This is a genomic window from Candidatus Paracaedibacter acanthamoebae (genome assembly GCF_000742835.1).
Lineage (GTDB): Bacteria > Pseudomonadota > Alphaproteobacteria > Paracaedibacterales > Paracaedibacteraceae > Paracaedibacter > Paracaedibacter acanthamoebae.
On the sequence record NZ_CP008941.1, the window covers coordinates 1,825,496 to 1,841,910 of the forward strand.

A 16,415-nucleotide genomic window follows, 5' to 3' on the forward strand; every position below is an offset into this window, starting at 1 on the left:
TTAGATCGCCCCTCACGCCTGATCAAGAAACTCCCCACTATAATTTGGCAAATTGCGTTTAATATTTAAACCTTTACGAAGCGTCAGGAGACCAGGCTTCATAGCTTTTTTTAACCGTTGCATTATTTATCCCCCATCCTTTAGGACGGTAGGCAAATCGCGTTCCTGTTAAATTGCGCTGATGATTTTTTTCCCAATAATACCGTTTACGCGGTTGCGGTGGTTCAGGGTTTGTATGATGTAACCATCCATGCCAGTCCGCTGGAACCTTAGAGGCCTCATTATCACCTTTATAGATAACCCATCGACGATAAATCCCCCGACCATTCTTTTTCTTATCTTGATAATAGCGATTACCAAATTCATCTTCACCGATAAATTGTCCGCGCCACCAAGTAAACAAATGTGTCCCTAGATCCATATGCCCCTCACGATTTAATATCTTTATTCACCAATATCGCATGATCGATATTGATAGTCCATAGAGTCTTTTAATCTACCGACTCACAGAAGGATAACTAAACGCCAAGATATGAATGAAATTAACAAAGAAATGAACAAGAATAGAGGTCTCTAACCGTTCACTCTTTACAAAGACATACCCATAAACAATCGCAGCTAAACCCGATAAAAAGACAAAAGAAATCCCTCCCCTGTAATGGGCTGCTCCACAAATAAGGGCCGTTATACCGATAGACCATGCCTGACCATACTTATAATTACCTAGAGCATTGCTAATTTCACGCTGAATAAATCCGCGAAAAAAAACTTCCTCGGCCACACAGACAAACAATAGATTTAAAGGAATCCACCACCATAAAATAGACGGAAACTTTGGATCAAACTGGATATATTTAATTGCATAGGCACTGCCAATTAACAGCAAAGATACAATCAGTAGCGGTAAAGGGACATACCGTGCCGATGTCAGCCATTCTTTTAAAGAGCGGTTAAAGGCAGGAAAATAAAGCAAAAAAATAAGTCCTACCAAAGCTTTATCTATATTCACATAGGCTGTATAAGGAGATGACGTTGGGCTGAGATGGATCTGATTAGCAACCATAAAATTGTAAAAACCGGGCATAAAGTGCTGGTAAACCGTAAAAGTAGCCCCCACTAAGACCATGCCTAAAGCCAATTTTGGCAAACCAGCTAGCTTATATACTGTATAGTAACCCCGCAGCATTAAACCTATACCCGCGAGAACGAGGAGGCCCAGCCCATCAACATAGCCTAACCAATAGGCGTATGCCGCACTTAAAGTGGCACCCATAGCTGAAACCCAGCGCGGTGCAATCCACCAGGAGATAATACTCAGGCAAATCAATAGGAAAAGGGAAAGTTGTAAATCATCCATTATTTGTCAATCACTTTAAAAAGTTAAAAACTGTTGATCATAATGAAGCAAACCCTCACTTATATCAAGGTTAATGCATGCTAAATTTTAATTAGAGGAAAATGTGCCACCTTAAAAAAGGGCAGTCCATCAAAAGTTTCTTTGCCTGATATTTCTGATGCTAGATCTTTTTCCCCTTCCGTAGCCCCGCATGCATAAGCCTTGACTTTACCACCCAATATGTTGACCAGTTCAGCCGCAGCCTTCACAGTAGCCCCCGTGGAAATAACATCATCCATAATCATCACATTTTTGCCTTGGATTAAATGTTGATGATACTCACTCGCATAGAGTTTTTTTGCAGTCGAACTTGTTAGCGATTGATAGTTCACACTTTTTATCGTACCACCTTTATCGGTCGTTCTAAAAATTACAAGTTTAAGATGGGGATTATCGATCGATAATTTCTCCACCAGAAGGGCACCCAAGGCATTTGCTTTATCTCCAGGAATAACCACTATATCGATTTGCTGTATTAAATTCTGAGCTTTGATTTTTTCGCGGAGGCCCTTTGTAGTTGCTCTCAATAAAGCCATATTATCCGCAAAATCATTGACATAAGCAATCTTGACAGGGGCGCCGGATTTTGGTTGTCGAATGGGATAAGCTTTTTCAAAATCACCGATCTTTAAAGTGAATGTCTCTTGATTTGAAAAGATGGATGTTACCATCATCATACAGATTATTTCCTTCAAAATTTCTCTAACCATAAAAACCTCCTGTGTTAACGGTAAACGGCAGGACACGGTTAGCATTTCAAATAAGTTTCAGCTAAATTCTTTTAGGCCTGCATCTTTAACAATTCTTGGATTGCACCCAGGATTTTATCTCTAAAGGCTGTAATTTCAGCAATTTTTACATCAAGCTGAGCTGTACTCGTTGTCAGTTTTGTTAAATCTACTTGATCAACAACTTGTTGTTTAGCCAATTGTTCGTTGGATTTAATGGCTTGAGAGGTATTTTTTAAAGACTGCGACAAGATGTCCTGAAACCCCGGACCTTGTACGGCTTTCTTTTGCCCTGCCATACCAGCAATTTTATTATATTGGCTAAAAACTGAGCCTGTTCCAATAATTGACATTCTTTATCCTTTAATTTCTTAATATCCCAATTGTGTCTTCTATCATTTTCAATGATTTTTTATAGGCCTCAACGTTCGCTTCATGACTCAGTCGCGCTTCTTGCATATCAACCATTTCAACCATAGGGTTCACATTGGGCATTTGCACATAGCCGCGTTCATCAGCCATCGGATCTTGGGGCGCATACACTTCTTTAAAAGCCGTTGGATCTGTCCCAATTTTTTTCACTTTGACTGTTGATAGCCCTGTTTGCATATCCTTTGCCGCTCCCAAGGCAATAGTTTTGCGTCGATAAGGTTGGCCGCCGGGAGCTGCCGCCTTTGACTCAGCATTGGCTATATTTTCTGTAATAATCTGTAGGCGCTTGCTTTGAGCCGCCATACCAGACGCTGACGCTTGAAGAGATTGATTGAAGGGGGAAATAGTTGACGCCATAGCCTAACCTCCCACCTTACCAATAACTGTTTTTAATAGTCCCAGATATTTTTTATATATATTTAGGTTCGCTTGATAATTAGTTGCATTTTCTGTCAGCTGGAGCATCTCATTTTCCCGGGACATTTCCACTCCCTGGGTCACTTCTTTAATATGGAGAATCGGCTGATAAGTTGCCGCAGAGTAACGGACAGATTTTTCATAAGACTCCACCTCCCTACGCTCATAACCGGGTATATCAAAATTAGCAATATTCGCATTCAATCGCTGACTGCGAGCAATATTCCACGACATTTTATTAACTAAATTGGTTAAAACATTCCCTTGAATAGCCATATATCGTCTCCTTACATAATCAGGATCTGATATTTAACTTAATTTTTTATTAAAAATGTGGTTAAATTTATTTAAATAATTTTTTATGCTTATTCAAACAAGAACAAGAGGTTCAGTATGCTATTTCTAACACGGAAAATTGGCGAATCAATTATTATTGATGACGAAATAACCTTAACCATTTCTGAAATTCGCGGCAGCATTGTCAAATTAAGTTTTGATTACCCAAAAACAAGCCGCATCCTTAGAAAAGAAATTCATGACAGAATCCAGCAAGAAAACAAAAATGCAGCAGCTCAAGCAGATAAAATTAAGCAATACCTGTCCACCACTCATTCTTCGGAAATAGAATCCTCTTCTGATAGCCAGGAGTCGTCCCTCTCCTCTGACATAGCCTTAGATTCCGACAGACGGGCGTCTCGGTAAAAGGGAGCGCATTCAGCTAAATTTTCTCCTGAATAATTGTGATATTCCTTTTTAGATAATGGGAAAATATTTCCCCAAAAATCCTCGTCATTTAGTCGCAAAAAGTAACCTGTGCGTCTAGCGTGCGAGGTTATGCTGAGAGAGGTAGTTTTTCTCTAGGAGCAATTTTTCTAGCAAAAAATAGAAGAATTGTTAGAGCCAAGCTAGCAACCGCGAGCGAAGCTGCAAAAGCATACCTTTCGCCCATGCTTTCTGCGATAAAGCCTGCACCCGTATTGGAAATCAAGACAGAGATCGCACAGATGAGATAGAAAACGCCAAATCCTGTTCCCCGCAAATCTTCTGGTACACAATCGGCTATCAAAGACATAAATATACTTTGCGTAACCGCCATCTGAGCACCACACAACGCTATCCCCACAAAGATCATCCACAGATCTGTTGCCGCGGTTAAAAATAGATCGCCAGCCAAAAGACAACAAAACCCAACAATCAACATATTAATGCGGCCAATCTTATCAGATAACTTTCCTGCGGGGTACGAAATAGACGAATAGGTTGAGTTGTAAACAATCAAAATAAGGGGGATATACTTACCAGACAATTGAAAGTTTTCATGGGCATGTAGCACCATAATTGGTTCTCCCAATTGGGCAATCATGAACACACCAACCACAATCATCAGCAGCCAGTATGGACGACCAAGTCTCGGAATATCTTCCATATGAATTGGATGGCGCGCTTTAAGATCAGCTGGTTTAATATTTTGTTCTGGCTCCTTAATAAAGAAAACCAGGATAAGAACAGAAATCAATGCTGGAATTGCCGCCAACCAAAAAACCATTAAATAATCTTCGTTGTGCAAAAGCATCAAACATAAAGCAAACACGGCGCCGGCAAATGACCCGGCTGTCCCTAAGCTAACCCTCAAACCATAACAGGCGCCGCGAATAGATTTAGGAGCCAAATCCCCTACCAAAGCATCCCGAGGTGACGCTTGAATACCATTTCCCAACCGATCTAGGATTCGAGCCGCAATCACCGCCTGCATGTTACCAAAAGCCGCAATGAGGGGACGACTTAGGAACATGAATGTATAGCCCAGAACAATAATAAATTTTCGTCGCCGCAGGTAATCACTGAAAACGCCTGACATCATTTTCATGAGGTAAGACAACATTTCGACGATGCCTTCTATGGTTCCAATTAATCCAGAGCCTGCCCCCAAGATTGTTTTCATATAAACAGCAGAAATACTGCGCACCATAACAGAAGAGAGGTTAACGAAAAAGACAGCAAGTCCAATGCCCCAAATTGGCCTGGGGATTTGAGGGAGATGGGAGTTATTATTGGTATGATTATTCATTCACTCTATCCCTGGCATGGAAGTTATAAAAACAAGGTGGAACAATTGCTTAAACGATACCATTAGAAAAAACAAAGGATTGAGATTTTTTTTGAAAAAACCTTTGATCAAGTTAAACCTAATAGTATTGAAAAGTCGAATCTTGTCTGTATCTAGACAATGACACCTAGGAGGCAAAAAGTCAAGTTTGTTGAGAGACGCCCTACACCGTAAGAAACCCGGCTATCTTCGGATAATTATCGCCCTAAGGCTGCTTTAACTCTTGAAATATCAATAATTTTTAAAATAACCCCCAATAAGACATAAGTGGCAATTCCTATACCTACCTGGGTAGCAACATAGGTGAGCTCCTGCCATTTTGTCATGCAACAAGGATCATAAGCATCCTCCAGTTGCCATAAAATACCCCCTATCATCATGGAGATAAAAATAATTTTTAAGCAGGTCAATTTAACGCCGCGCGAAAGAGCAAACCACTCTCTTTTTTTCAAGACGCCATACAAAGCAATCGTGTTTGCCCATGCCGATAAGGAAGTAGATAAAGCCAGCGCTATATGACCTAAATATCCCATTAAAGTGAGATTTAAGAACAGGTTTAAAAAGATGCATCCAATCGCAATTTTTACCGGCGTTCTGGTATCCTGACGCGCAAAAAAACCTGTTACAAAAACTTTATTTAAGACATACGCTGGAATTCCTATAGCAAAAGCCGCCAACGCTCTGGCGGTTGCTTGCGTATCACTAAACGACATTCCATAAATTATATGAATCAACGGATAGCTGAGCATAATTAAACCCACAGCCGCCGGAATAGTCAATTGCAACGCCACATCCGTCGCTAATAGCTTATTCCGGATTGCTTTTTCATACTCCCCTGCTTTGAGTTGCCGCGACAATAAAGGCAATAGAGCCGTACCAACAGCAATCCCAAAAATGGATAAAGGCAATTGGTTCAAACGATCTGCATAAAAGATATAAGAAACTGATTTTTCCGGCAGAAAGGATGCCAAAATGGTATCAACAAAAAGATTGATATTCATCACACCCGCTCCGATGGCCCCTGGCACCATTAGACGCAATAGTTCTTTCACGTCGGGCGTTAATCGTGGCCACCGCAACCGAATGCGGAAATCCATACGCCAGCAGGCCAGATAGAGCCAAAGCAATTGTACTATTCCCGCTACCACCACGGCTATTGACAACCCTACCCCATAAGAAAGATCGACATAAGGGCAAATCAACAAAGACAAAATCATCACAATATTTAAGAGAATTGGCACCCCTGCCGCAGCAGCAAAGCGATCAAAAGAATTTAAGACGCCCGATAAGTGGGCCGCCAATGAAATGAATAATATATAAGGAAACGTGATGCGAGTAAACGTTATCGCTAAGTCCAGACGCTCTGGTGTTGTTGCAAAGCCTGGTGCTAACACATGGATAATTGCAGGTGTAAAGATAACAACCAGCAAAACAAATACGGTTAAAAAGGCTAGCATTACTGAAAACACCACTTCCGCTAGAACCTTAGCCTGGTCTCGGCCCTCACTCACTAATTTGCGTGAAATTAGAGGAACGAAAGCCGCATTAAAAGCCCCTTCAGCAAAAATGCGTCGAAAGAAATTAGGAAACTTGAAAGCCACAAAAAAGGCATCTGTAACGAGACTAGCACCCAAAAAGCGAGCAATCATAATTTCTCGCACTAGTCCAAAGATCCGACTCATAAAAGTAAAGCCGCTAATGGTGATGATATGACGTAATATTCGCATAAAAACTTAAGCTCCACGCAGAATCCGAGCCTTATCACGGCTCCAATCTCGCTCTTTAATTGTCGCACGCTTATCCACAGTATTCTTACCCTTAGCTAAAGCCAAGGCAACCTTGGCGCGGCCTTTATTATTAAAATACACAGATAAGGCCACCAAGGTCATCCCTTTGCGTTGAATGGCCCCCATCCATTTATTTGCCTGCCGCTTATGCAACAATAACTTGCGCGGCCGTTTAGGTTCGTGATTAAACTGATTGGCCTGCTCGTAGATGGGAATATTGGCATTAAAGAGGAAAATTTCACCCTGCATTTCACCGGCATAAGTTTCGTTAATACTGGCACGCCCGCCGCGCAAAGATTTGACTTCACTGCCGGTCAATACAATGCCCGCTTCAATTTCTTCAATAATGGAATAATCGAATCGGGCGCGGCGATTTTGCGCCACTATTCTATGAGCATGTTCTTTTGTCATGGCCTTGCTCTTTTTCTCTTTTAAATATTATATCCTTAGCTATTAAGCTGCCACTAAACCAATGGTTTTCAGCGCATGATCCACGATCTCTTTAGCAGATTCGGTCACCGGGACCAATGGTAAACGAACCTCAGAACCACAAAAACCAAGCCGGGATACCGCATATTTAATAGGGCTTGGACTTGTTTCAACAAACATGGATTCATGCACCATTAATAATTTATCGCGCAAAGTGGCAAATGTCTCTAAATCTTTACTCTTCCATGCCTGCATAATTTGCTGATTCAAACGTGGCACAACGTTGGCACTCACCGACACCACGCCATCACCACCTTGAGCAATATAAGCCGTTGCAATGGGATCATCCCCAGAGAGAAAGCTAAAGTCCTTCATAATCCGTTGGCGCATTTTAATGACCCGTGTTAAATCGTCACAAGAATCCTTAATGGCAATCACCATCGACAACTCAGCCAATCGCACCACCGTATCAACGGACAATCCTGTCACAGCTCGCCCGGGGTTATTGTATAAAACAATTGGCAATCCAACATCATTTAAGACTTTAAAGTGCTGATATACGCCTTCGGGCATAGGCTTAACATAGTAGGGCGTGACCACCAAAGCTGCATCGCATCCAATTTCCTTAGCCTCAACCATCATTGCCAGTGTTTCATGGGTCGATGGCGCACCGCACCCTGCAATGACAGGGATCCGGCCTGCAGCCGCCGCAACAACAGTTTCTAAGACGACCCGGCGCTCTTTGGTTGTTAGCAAGGCGGCTTCACCCGTTGATCCACAGGCAACAATTCCTTGCGTTCCTTCCGCCAGATGCCACTCTACTAAATTTTTTAAAGCTGTTACATTAACTTCACCATTGTGAAATGGCGTGATTAGAGCGACAATGGAGCCTGAGAGTTTCATTTTTATTCCCTTACTGATGGTGCAACAATGCGTCAACTATTCATTAGCTTTATTATTCTATCACTGACTGTAACACAAAACCATGCCAATGAAGCAGCAAAATGTGGTGCTCAATTGAAAAAGGCCATTCGACAAAATCCGGACGGTGTCACGATTGATAAGGCTAACTGCCCCAAAAGTCATACTCTCTTAATGTGGTTGCGTGCCCAAAAAACAGCAAGCTTTTCAGCAGCTAAGGCTTTTATCGATAAGCATCCGACATGGCCACGCCTCTCAACAATTCAGCGCCAGATCGAAAAAGAACTTTATAAGACACCGCCGCCTGCACCTCAAACGATTTCCTGGTTCCGTCGCATGCCTCCTATCAGCTTAAAGGGCTTACAAGCCTTTGGCCAAGCCTTGTTATCTCAAAAGCAATATGATGATCAAAAATTCCGTCAAGCGTTTATAGATAATGAGATCATGATGATTGATCTTCAAAAATTCATCACGACTTATCGCCCTTTATTGAATGACGAAATCTTGCAACGAAAAGCTCATGCTCTGATCGATAGCAATCAAATTGCAGCAGCAGAGCTAATCCAGGCAAACGTATCGAAAAAATCCAGGACAATCTTGGATGCCCGCCTGAGCTTAATAAAAGGTGCAACCGTCCTTAAAGCTGACCTTCTGCAAGATCCCTATCTTAAATTTGAGCAAGCTCGTCTTTATCGGAAAAATCGATTCGATAAAAAAGCCTCAGACCTATTAAAGGAACTTACTGATCATGAGAATCCCGAGCTGCTGTGGACAGAACGTAATCTTATCGCTCGTCGACTCTTAGAAGATAAAAAATATCAAGCGGCCTATGACACCATCAAGAATCATGGTCTTAAAAGAGGCGAAAACTTTGCCACGGCGGAATGGTTAGCGGGTTGGTTATCCCTTCGATTCTTGAAAAACCCAGAACAAGCTAAAGCTCACTTCGAACGCTTGAATGAGAATGTCTCAACGCCCGTGAGTGTTGCACGGGCCCAATATTGGTTGGGCCGTGTTCATAAAGATTTAGGAGATCCGGCCCAAGCCCAATCCTGGTGGACAAAGGCTAAAAAGCATATCGCAACCTACTACGGCCAATTAGCTCATAAAGAATTAACAGGCAAAACACCAACCGTTAAGCCTAAACCCTTGACCATCGATTTAAGCGTTCGGCGCACTTTAGAATCCCGCGAGATTTATAAATATATGCGCCTCTTGCAAGAAATTGGGGAGCAATCCACAGCCGAAGCCTTTGCTCTAAAGCTGGGAGAGCAACTGCAACATCCCGAAGAGCAAGCTCTTCTTACTGAAATTATTCGTGACAAATCAGGCAAGCATAATGCCCTTAAGGTGTATAAGAAAATTATGAAGACTGAGTATCCCGTCATTCCGGCAGCCTACCCACGCATCACCATTCCCCGCCAGACGGTTGAACCGGCATTTGCTCATGCCATCATTCGTCAAGAAAGCCGATTCCAACCTGATGCAGTCAGTTCTGCTGGTGCCACCGGCTTAATGCAATTGATGCCAGCAACAGCAACTCTTACCGAACAACGCTATAAGATCAAGAAAAAAAAACTCACCGATCCCCAGCATAATGTTCAGGTGGGCTCTCATCACTTAAAAGATTTAATGGATAAATATCGCGGCTCTCTCATCCTTGCAGCAGCAGCCTATAATGCAGGGGCTACTGCTGTGGATGAGTGGGTTGATCAATTTGGTGACCCAAGGTCGACGGGTGTGAATGTTATCGACTGGGTTGAGCTCATTCCTTATGCCGAAACCCGCAACTATGTCCAGCGTGTTTTGGAAAACTATCACTGTTACCGATAGAAATTAGTCGATATCTCCGTTTAAAAAGAGATGGGTTTGAGCTATCTCTTTTTCTTAAAACTTTTTCCCTATTTTAATAAAGGCTTCATGCGATCTATATTTTTTACCAAAGTTGCCACTGTAATCAGCCGTGAGATAAACTTTATTTTTAAATAATGTCGTTAGACCAACTGTTGGACTCACTAAATTCGCGGGTTTATTTGCGCCATAAACCGTAAATTGTTCGTCATTACCCTTAAAATTTAGCGTTAACTTTTGTTTACCGAACGCCTGGATGTGGTTATAGGAAAGCTTTATGTAACCATAAAGTTCAGTGTCACGTTGCTTAATTAGTTTCGACAGTTGTGCCCCTGCTTTGCTTTGGTAGAAAGTACTGCGCTGAGGCGCCACCACTAAACCAAGCGTTCCTGCTTCTTGTTCCCGATAATGAGCTTCATGTTGATATAAGGTTCCAAAACTAAGGAGGGGTGTTAGAAACAGTTTATTATCAAGCTTGACATCATAACCTGTTTCAAAAAGGGCACCCACTTGCTGACCAGGATGGCGCTGAGATGCCTGCTGTGTGAACCTCGCAAAATTAAGAATCCTTTTGCCTTTAAAGAGATTGTAACCATAGGATACTAAACCATCGACATACCAGTTTTTATAAGCTTGCCAAGATCCATAAAGGCCCATCTGATAACTTCTGATATTACCCACTCCAATCCCGTGTCGGAAGCGATAATTCATGTATTGATAGCCTGCTGTTACCCCCACTAATAGGTTATTTCGAACTTTGTAATCAACTCCCATATGAGGGTAATCCTCCCAAAATTAAAAGGAGTTGAAAGTAGAATTGTTGAAAGCTGCTGCATGCAGCTTTTGCATAGGCGTTAGGTGGGATAGAAGTGGTCCCTAATGATTAGACATAAAAGCAGCAAAGATAAGCTATAGCCATGGGATGGCGCGAGCGTCTCTTGCGGTGCTTACCACCGCGAGTACTTTTGATGATTAAGCTTGCTTTCGTTAGGGTAGCCTTGGCCCAACTGTAACTTATTTTTTGACCATAATTCCGACGGGCAATACTGTGAAAATGGCGCACATTATAATCCGTAAAATGCTCTTTATACAGTTGGCCCAAATCGGCTGCCTCTGTTTTTGAGGCTCGGCGCCCGGCTTTTTCCCCAGTCGTCGATCAAAAGTGCCATCAAAATCCTCTTCTTCGTAGCGGTTTCGCTTCCTTAAAAATGTCCAAGAACTTATGAAGAGCAAGCTTGCCGCTTCTTCGGTGATTAATTCTCCGGAACACAGGGTAGTAAATTTCTTCAAATTTCATCTTTAAAAGCAGCCTCAATTGTCGTTACTCTGCTTATTGGAAGTACTCCTTTTTTCTATTGGTACTTCCATCTTCTCATTGAACAATTAATGTACTATTTACCTTGGACATATCATGGACTCGTGATACCTTTCTTGAAAAAACCAAGAAAAATCATTATATACCATATATAATTGACTTCCTAACTAGACGACGAGAAAGGGTTGGGAACTGAATTCTAAACTACCAAATAAATTTACTTGGCAGGCCGGGTAGAAAATCCTTATAGTCAATTAGGCTCAAGGCTCCTACCGTCGCTTGGGCGTAAAATAAAAGAGATACCATATGACGAACACTTTTAAACTCGATGGCATAGCAGATGGCTCGTTGGTGGCAGTAGCCATGTCCGGCGGTGTTGATTCATCCGTTACTGCAGCCTTAATGGTCGAAGCGGGTTATCAGGTCATCGGCATTACCCTCCAGCTTTATGATCATGGTCAAATGATCGATAAAAAAGGGGCGTGCTGTGCGGGCCAAGATATTTATGATGCCCGAACCGTAGCTGACAAGCTGGGATTTCCACATTATGTTTTGGATTATGAAAGTGTTTTCAAACAAAGCGTCATGGATGACTTTGCCGATAGCTATCTGAATGGCGAAACCCCAATTCCGTGTGTGCGGTGCAATCAAAAAGTTAAGTTCAAAGATTTATTAACAACTTCTCGCGATTTGGGAGCTCAAGCCTTAATTACCGGCCATTATGTTCAGCGTCTGCCGGGTATAGGACACAGTGAACTGCACCGGGCTGTCGACGCCAGCCGCGATCAAAGCTATTTTCTATTTACCACCACGCAAGATCAACTTGAATATTTACGTTTTCCCTTGGGCGGGTTGCCTAAAACCGAAACACGCGAGCATGCTCATCGTTTTGGTCTAAAGGTTGCTGATAAACCCGATAGCCAAGATATTTGCTTTGTCCCCAACGGCAATTATGCTTCTGTTGTTGAACGGTTGCGTCCCGGCGCCTTGGACGCAGGGGAGATTGTTCATCTTGACGGTCGCCTGCTTGGGCATCACCAAGGAATCATCAACTATACCATTGGTCAGCGCAAGGGATTGGGCATTTCCGCAGCTGAACCGCTGTATGTAGTACAGATTGATCCGCTTAAAAAACAAGTCATCGTCGGATCTAAAGAAGCCCTTGCAAAACACGAAGTGTATGTCCGGGACGTCAATTGGTTGGAAAATGTGGCTCGATTTGATGAGCCCCAAAATCTTATTGTTAAGATTCGCTCAACCCATCCTGGAATTCTCGCGACAGTACGTCGCTTACGGACAGATGAAGCTGTTGTAGAATTTGCTGAGCCAGAGTATGGTGTATCCGCAGGCCAAGCTTGCGTTTTTTATGAAGGTACCAGAGTATTGGGGGGCGGATGGATCGCGCGGGACACTCTAAAAAAATAGCGGCTCTTATTGTTGCCGCGGGAACGGGCACACGTTTTGGATCAACCACGCCAAAACAGTATGTTGAGCTTGGCCCTAAATCTCTGATTCGCCACAGTATCGATGCTTTTCGTGATGTGGGCATAACCGATGTGTTGGCTGTTATCCACCCCGATCATTATGATTTTTACATCAAGGCGACAGAAGGATTAGACATCCTTGACCCTGTAGGGGGGGGTAGCACCCGAGCTGAATCGACTTTAGCCGGTTTAAATGCTCTTAAGAATTTAGCTCCGGATTATGTTTTGGTGCATGACGCCGCCCGCCCCTTTGTTGATTCTCATCTTATTAAACGTGTCATTGACGGCCTCACCATGGCAGCGGGGTGCATTCCCGCAATTGCGGTCACTGATACCATTAAACTGGTTGCTAACAATCGTATTCAACAAACTTTGCCACGCGAAAATTTGTGGCGCGCTCAAACGCCACAAGGGTTTCACTATCCAGTCCTCTTGGATTGTTTTACAAAAACAACCGATAATGCATTTACGGATGAAGCCTCTTTGCTTGAGAAATTTAATATCCCTGTTACCATGGTCATGGGGTCAGAAGAAAACATTAAAATTACTTTCCCCAGTGATCTAAAAGGAAATTAACATGGATATTCGAGTGGGCAATGGATTTGATGTGCACGCCATCGGACAGGGTGAGCATGTTATCATATGCGGCGTCAAAATTCCGTGCGGTTTTTCTCTCATCGGCCATTCTGACGCTGATGTCGGCTTGCATGCCCTTACGGATGCCATCTTGGGGGCCTTATGTCTAGGAGATATTGGCCAACACTTCCCTCCGAATGATCCGCGCTGGAAGGGTGCTGACTCTACTCAATTTCTTAAGCATGCAGCCCAATTAGCTCAAAACCAAAACTATCGCATCAATCACGTAGATGTCACGATCATTGGGGAGGCTCCCAAAGTATCCCCTCATCGAGACACCATGCGTCAAAAAATTTCCCAAATTTTAGAGATCGATAAAGAGAGTGTCAGTGTTAAGGCCACCACAACAGAAAAACTAGGATTTACAGGGCGTGGTGAAGGGTTGGCCGCTTTAGCAACAGCGACTCTCATTAAACAGCTTTAAAAACTTGCAGCAGCAGACGATAAGGCATGGTCTTTAGCAACCAAGTTCAATTCAGCAACCTGCGGTTCCTGCAGTAAGGGGATTCGGCACCAGACAGTGGTCCCCTGCCCCTGAGCCGATTCTATATGGATATTCCCTCCATGCAGGGTAATAAAACTCTTAACTAACGGCAGTCCGATGCCTGCCCCCTTAAAGCGGGTGCGATTGCCTTGGGCCGTATCGAACAATTCAAAGACATTTTTCTTTTCTTCTTCGGACATTCCAACACCATTATCGCTCACAGATAGAACCAAATAATCTCCGTCTTCGTCCGTCTCTATGCCTGCAGTCAACTTTATTAAGCCGCCGGAAGGGGTAAATTTAATCGCATTCATCAACAGATTAAAAAGTGCTTGTTTCAGACGGCGCTCATCCGCTAAAAATCGTTCGACGATCGTGGTATTTTCACAGATAATCTCTAAGCCATGATCATTCGAACGGTTATAAACGAGGGCAATCAAGCTCTCAAGAAATGCTGTTAAATCAATTGGTTGAATTTTTAAAGTTAACTGCCCTGCCTCCACACTGGCAAAGTCAATGATATCATTAATAAGCGACAATAAGCGTTGAGATGACTCATTAATACCATCACAATAATTGATTTGACGTTCGTTCAAATTGCCAAAATATTGATTTAATAGGATCTCAGTAAATCCAATAATGGTATTGAGTGGGGCGCGCAATTCATAGGACACATGTGAAATAAAATCTGACTTAAACCGATCTGTTTGCTCAAGCGCTTCATTACGTTCTCTTAAAGCCTCTTCAAATCGCCATCGATCGGATACATCAATAAAGCCTAACATGTGCGATCCATCCGGCAATGGTACATAGGACACATTGATGACGGATTGATCCGCTAAGATGAGCCGTTCGCTAGCCGGTTGTCTAACATGGAACATTTCCAAAGTCTTTTGTCTAAACTGATCCCAGTGGCTATACCCCATAAAACGATGACGAATTTCATACAAGATGTCGCCCGCATGGCGACCAGGGGCTAACTCAATATCGTCGACTTGCCAAATCTGACTAACAGCGGGATTGGATAAACGCAAACGATTGTCACTGCCCAGCACAATAATCCCTTCATATAGATGATCTAAGGTTTCCTTTTGTACCGCAATCAACGTATTGTAGCGCCGCTCCATAGCTAATTTATCCGTCACGTCATCAAATAAGAATAACAATCCCCCTAAAGGATGGGGGGCGATAACCATTCTCAAAATTTGACCATCTGGCAAATGTGTTAACTCTTGAACCGGGGTGATGAGGGTGTTAAATAAACTTAATTGAGCATTGCGATAAGCAGTAAAATCAGAGACTTCCGGTAATTTGCGTCTTTCCCGAAGGTCTTGCATCAATTCATTAAACGTCGGTTTTGAATAAAGATATTTTTCATCAAATTCAAATAATTTTTCATAGGCTTTGTTAAAAAATTCAAGTCGTTGATCTGCTCCGAACACAATGATAGGTGAGGATAAATTATGCAAGATATCCTGATGAGCCGCTACATGTTTTGCTAACGTAATATGAGCCTCTTCATGCTCGGTAAAATCCATGGCATAACCAATTGTCCCCGACTTATCAGCCATCGGAATCTCTGCTGTTTCAATCATACGCCGATGACCATCCACCACAATATGGCTCCGTCTGGATTGCACCACGCCCGTTGACAACGCTCGATGAGCCAAAGCATGAGGGTTGAAGGATCGATTTTTATCAATCAGTTCACGTCCTTCAGCAATAACAGCTTCAGGATTAGAATCTAAAATACCGGCAAAAACTTGATTACAGTAAATAAGACTTGCCTTAGTATCCCGCCCCCACAAAGCAATCGGAATACTATTTAAAATATCTGCATAAAAATTACGTTCTTTATATAATTCTGAAACCTGGCTGTGGAGCTTATCAAGCAAAAAGTCTTCATCTGTAACATCTGAAAAGGCTAAAATAAAATGATACCGGCCATTTTCATTAAACGAATATCCTACCACTTTTAGAAGTGTTCTGGTATCAATCACTGTCAAGGAAAGCTCAAAAGGATCATTAAAATCCTTTAGTTTTTGAATATGTTGATCGAGTTTATAAGCATCATCAGCTGTAAATTGATTAATTATATCTTGGAGGAAAACAGGCTGTTGAGGATCCAACCCCATTAAAGAAATTAAACTATAAGAATAATCAAGAGCCCCGCCCTCTTTCGGCCACCAACATCTGGATTCAACCGCCCCATCTATTAATATTTTGTAAAGATAATGCCGATCTTGCAGCAAATAAACTTTATGCTTTAACCGTGAAATATAGCGAAGCATGGGCACTGTAACAATTGCCATTCCCACTCCAAGGAAAAACCCACTTATTATGTATGGTTCAATTTCCTCTATATTCATCCAAAAAAGCAGATTATCGAGCACCCAAAAATCCTTATAACTCGCCAAAATCTCTTTAA

Annotated in this window: 16 protein-coding genes and 1 pseudogene; 4 read left to right on the forward strand and 13 right to left on the reverse strand. The window is 42.5% G+C overall.

What is annotated here, in order from left to right; all coding sequences use genetic code 11:
• Nucleotides 1-73 precede the first annotated feature (73 nt).
• From ID47_RS08315 to ID47_RS08340, 6 genes are all read right to left on the reverse strand, one after another.
• Nucleotides 74-421 carry an NADH-ubiquinone oxidoreductase subunit NDUFA12 family protein gene (locus ID47_RS08315; RefSeq protein WP_038465533.1) on the reverse strand — a complete coding sequence of 116 codons (348 nt, stop codon included), beginning with the start codon at nucleotides 419-421 and terminating at the stop codon, nucleotides 74-76.
• 75 nt (nucleotides 422-496) lie between these two features.
• Nucleotides 497-1,357, reverse strand: a complete 861-nt coding sequence (locus ID47_RS08320; RefSeq protein ID WP_038465535.1) for a CPBP family intramembrane glutamic endopeptidase — start codon at nucleotides 1,355-1,357, stop codon at nucleotides 497-499.
• Nucleotides 1,358-1,437: 80 nt separating this feature from the next.
• Nucleotides 1,438-2,106 carry a phosphoribosyltransferase family protein gene (locus ID47_RS11990; protein ID WP_051908770.1) on the reverse strand — a complete coding sequence of 223 codons (669 nt, stop codon included), beginning with the start codon at nucleotides 2,104-2,106 and terminating at the stop codon, nucleotides 1,438-1,440.
• A gap of 71 nt (nucleotides 2,107-2,177) precedes the next feature.
• The gene (gene fliE, locus ID47_RS08330; RefSeq protein ID WP_038465537.1) at nucleotides 2,178-2,477 is read right to left on the reverse strand and encodes a flagellar hook-basal body complex protein FliE; all 300 of its coding nucleotides are present in this window, start codon (nucleotides 2,475-2,477) and stop codon (nucleotides 2,178-2,180) included.
• A gap of 10 nt (nucleotides 2,478-2,487) precedes the next feature.
• Complete coding sequence (flgC, locus tag ID47_RS08335; protein ID WP_051908771.1) at nucleotides 2,488-2,913, reverse strand: flagellar basal body rod protein FlgC; 426 nt, start codon at nucleotides 2,911-2,913, stop codon at nucleotides 2,488-2,490.
• 3 nt (nucleotides 2,914-2,916) lie between these two features.
• Nucleotides 2,917-3,249: a flagellar basal body rod protein FlgB gene (locus ID47_RS08340; protein ID WP_038465539.1), complete on the reverse strand. Its 333-nt coding sequence runs from the start codon at nucleotides 3,247-3,249 to the stop codon at nucleotides 2,917-2,919.
• Nucleotides 3,250-3,366: 117 nt separating this feature from the next.
• Here ID47_RS08340 and csrA point away from each other — a divergent pair, with 117 nt between their 5' ends.
• A complete protein-coding gene (csrA, locus tag ID47_RS12460; protein ID WP_075261588.1) occupies nucleotides 3,367-3,675 on the forward strand; it encodes a carbon storage regulator CsrA in 309 nt (102 codons plus the stop codon).
• A 130-nt stretch (nucleotides 3,676-3,805) separates the two neighbouring features.
• Here csrA and ID47_RS08350 read toward each other — a convergent pair whose 3' ends face one another.
• The 4 genes from ID47_RS08350 to dapA all read right to left on the reverse strand — a co-directional run bounded on the left by ID47_RS08350 (nucleotide 3,806) and on the right by dapA (nucleotide 8,199).
• A complete protein-coding gene (locus ID47_RS08350; RefSeq protein WP_051908772.1) occupies nucleotides 3,806-5,041 on the reverse strand; it encodes an MFS transporter in 1,236 nt (411 codons plus the stop codon).
• A gap of 236 nt (nucleotides 5,042-5,277) precedes the next feature.
• Nucleotides 5,278-6,807 (reverse strand): murein biosynthesis integral membrane protein MurJ, encoded by a 1,530-nt coding sequence (murJ, locus tag ID47_RS08355; protein ID WP_038465541.1) that lies wholly within the window; start codon nucleotides 6,805-6,807, stop codon nucleotides 5,278-5,280.
• Between the two features lie 6 nt (nucleotides 6,808-6,813).
• Nucleotides 6,814-7,278, reverse strand: coding sequence for an SsrA-binding protein SmpB (gene smpB / locus ID47_RS08360; protein WP_038465544.1), 465 nt, complete (start codon nucleotides 7,276-7,278; stop codon nucleotides 6,814-6,816).
• Nucleotides 7,279-7,320: 42 nt separating this feature from the next.
• Nucleotides 7,321-8,199 (reverse strand): 4-hydroxy-tetrahydrodipicolinate synthase, encoded by an 879-nt coding sequence (gene dapA / locus ID47_RS08365; protein WP_038465546.1) that lies wholly within the window; start codon nucleotides 8,197-8,199, stop codon nucleotides 7,321-7,323.
• Between the two features lie 27 nt (nucleotides 8,200-8,226).
• Between dapA and ID47_RS08370 the strand changes: the two genes are divergently transcribed.
• Nucleotides 8,227-10,050, forward strand: a complete 1,824-nt coding sequence (locus ID47_RS08370; RefSeq protein WP_038465548.1) for a lytic transglycosylase domain-containing protein — start codon at nucleotides 8,227-8,229, stop codon at nucleotides 10,048-10,050.
• A 54-nt stretch (nucleotides 10,051-10,104) separates the two neighbouring features.
• Here the strand turns inward: ID47_RS08370 and ID47_RS08375 are convergent, their stop codons facing one another.
• A complete protein-coding gene (locus ID47_RS08375; RefSeq protein WP_038465550.1) occupies nucleotides 10,105-10,842 on the reverse strand; it encodes an autotransporter outer membrane beta-barrel domain-containing protein in 738 nt (245 codons plus the stop codon).
• Nucleotides 10,843-11,082: 240 nt separating this feature from the next.
• On the reverse strand, nucleotides 11,083-11,358 hold the full coding sequence (locus ID47_RS13295; RefSeq protein ID WP_038465552.1) for a hypothetical protein: 276 nt from the start codon (nucleotides 11,356-11,358) through the stop codon (nucleotides 11,083-11,085).
• A gap of 331 nt (nucleotides 11,359-11,689) precedes the next feature.
• Between ID47_RS13295 and mnmA the strand changes: the two genes are divergently transcribed.
• Together mnmA and ID47_RS13955 are read left to right on the forward strand one after the other, a co-directional pair.
• Nucleotides 11,690-12,808 carry a tRNA 2-thiouridine(34) synthase MnmA gene (gene mnmA, locus ID47_RS08385; RefSeq protein ID WP_051908773.1) on the forward strand — a complete coding sequence of 373 codons (1,119 nt, stop codon included), beginning with the start codon at nucleotides 11,690-11,692 and terminating at the stop codon, nucleotides 12,806-12,808.
• A pseudogene (locus ID47_RS13955) lies at nucleotides 12,778-13,927 on the forward strand (bifunctional 2-C-methyl-D-erythritol 4-phosphate cytidylyltransferase/2-C-methyl-D-erythritol 2,4-cyclodiphosphate synthase). Before mnmA ends, ID47_RS13955 begins: the two are co-directional and overlap by 31 nt.
• Here ID47_RS13955 and ID47_RS08395 read toward each other — a convergent pair.
• The gene (locus ID47_RS08395) at nucleotides 13,924-16,299 is read right to left on the reverse strand and encodes a sensor histidine kinase (RefSeq protein ID WP_198022274.1); all 2,376 of its coding nucleotides are present in this window, start codon (nucleotides 16,297-16,299) and stop codon (nucleotides 13,924-13,926) included. The pseudogene ID47_RS13955 and the gene ID47_RS08395 sit on opposite strands and share 4 nt — an antisense overlap.
• Nucleotides 16,300-16,415: the final 116 nt, after the last annotated feature.

Bases quoted from the DNA above. Each gene is read 5' to 3' on its own strand.
- ID47_RS08320 (WP_038465535.1), bottom strand. From the start codon at position 1,357: ATGGATGATTTACAACTTTCCCTTTTCCTATTGATTTGCCTGAGTATT.
- ID47_RS08350 (WP_051908772.1), bottom strand. From the start codon at position 5,041: ATGAATAATCATACCAATAATAACTCCCATCTCCCTCAAATCCCCAGG.
- ID47_RS08315 (WP_038465533.1), bottom strand. From the start codon at position 421: ATGGATCTAGGGACACATTTGTTTACTTGGTGGCGCGGACAATTTATC.
- csrA (WP_075261588.1), top strand. From the start codon at position 3,367: ATGCTATTTCTAACACGGAAAATTGGCGAATCAATTATTATTGATGAC.
- smpB (WP_038465544.1), bottom strand. From the start codon at position 7,278: ATGACAAAAGAACATGCTCATAGAATAGTGGCGCAAAATCGCCGCGCC.
- mnmA (WP_051908773.1), top strand. From the start codon at position 11,690: ATGACGAACACTTTTAAACTCGATGGCATAGCAGATGGCTCGTTGGTG.
- ID47_RS08375 (WP_038465550.1), bottom strand. From the start codon at position 10,842: ATGGGAGTTGATTACAAAGTTCGAAATAACCTATTAGTGGGGGTAACA.
- ID47_RS08370 (WP_038465548.1), top strand. From the start codon at position 8,227: ATGCGTCAACTATTCATTAGCTTTATTATTCTATCACTGACTGTAACA.
- dapA (WP_038465546.1), bottom strand. From the start codon at position 8,199: ATGAAACTCTCAGGCTCCATTGTCGCTCTAATCACGCCATTTCACAAT.
- ID47_RS08340 (WP_038465539.1), bottom strand. From the start codon at position 3,249: ATGGCTATTCAAGGGAATGTTTTAACCAATTTAGTTAATAAAATGTCG.
- flgC (WP_051908771.1), bottom strand. From the start codon at position 2,913: ATGGCGTCAACTATTTCCCCCTTCAATCAATCTCTTCAAGCGTCAGCG.
- ID47_RS08395 (WP_198022274.1), bottom strand. From the start codon at position 16,299: ATGGCAATTGTTACAGTGCCCATGCTTCGCTATATTTCACGGTTAAAG.
- fliE (WP_038465537.1), bottom strand. From the start codon at position 2,477: ATGTCAATTATTGGAACAGGCTCAGTTTTTAGCCAATATAATAAAATT.
- ID47_RS11990 (WP_051908770.1), bottom strand. From the start codon at position 2,106: ATGGTTAGAGAAATTTTGAAGGAAATAATCTGTATGATGATGGTAACA.
- murJ (WP_038465541.1), bottom strand. From the start codon at position 6,807: ATGCGAATATTACGTCATATCATCACCATTAGCGGCTTTACTTTTATG.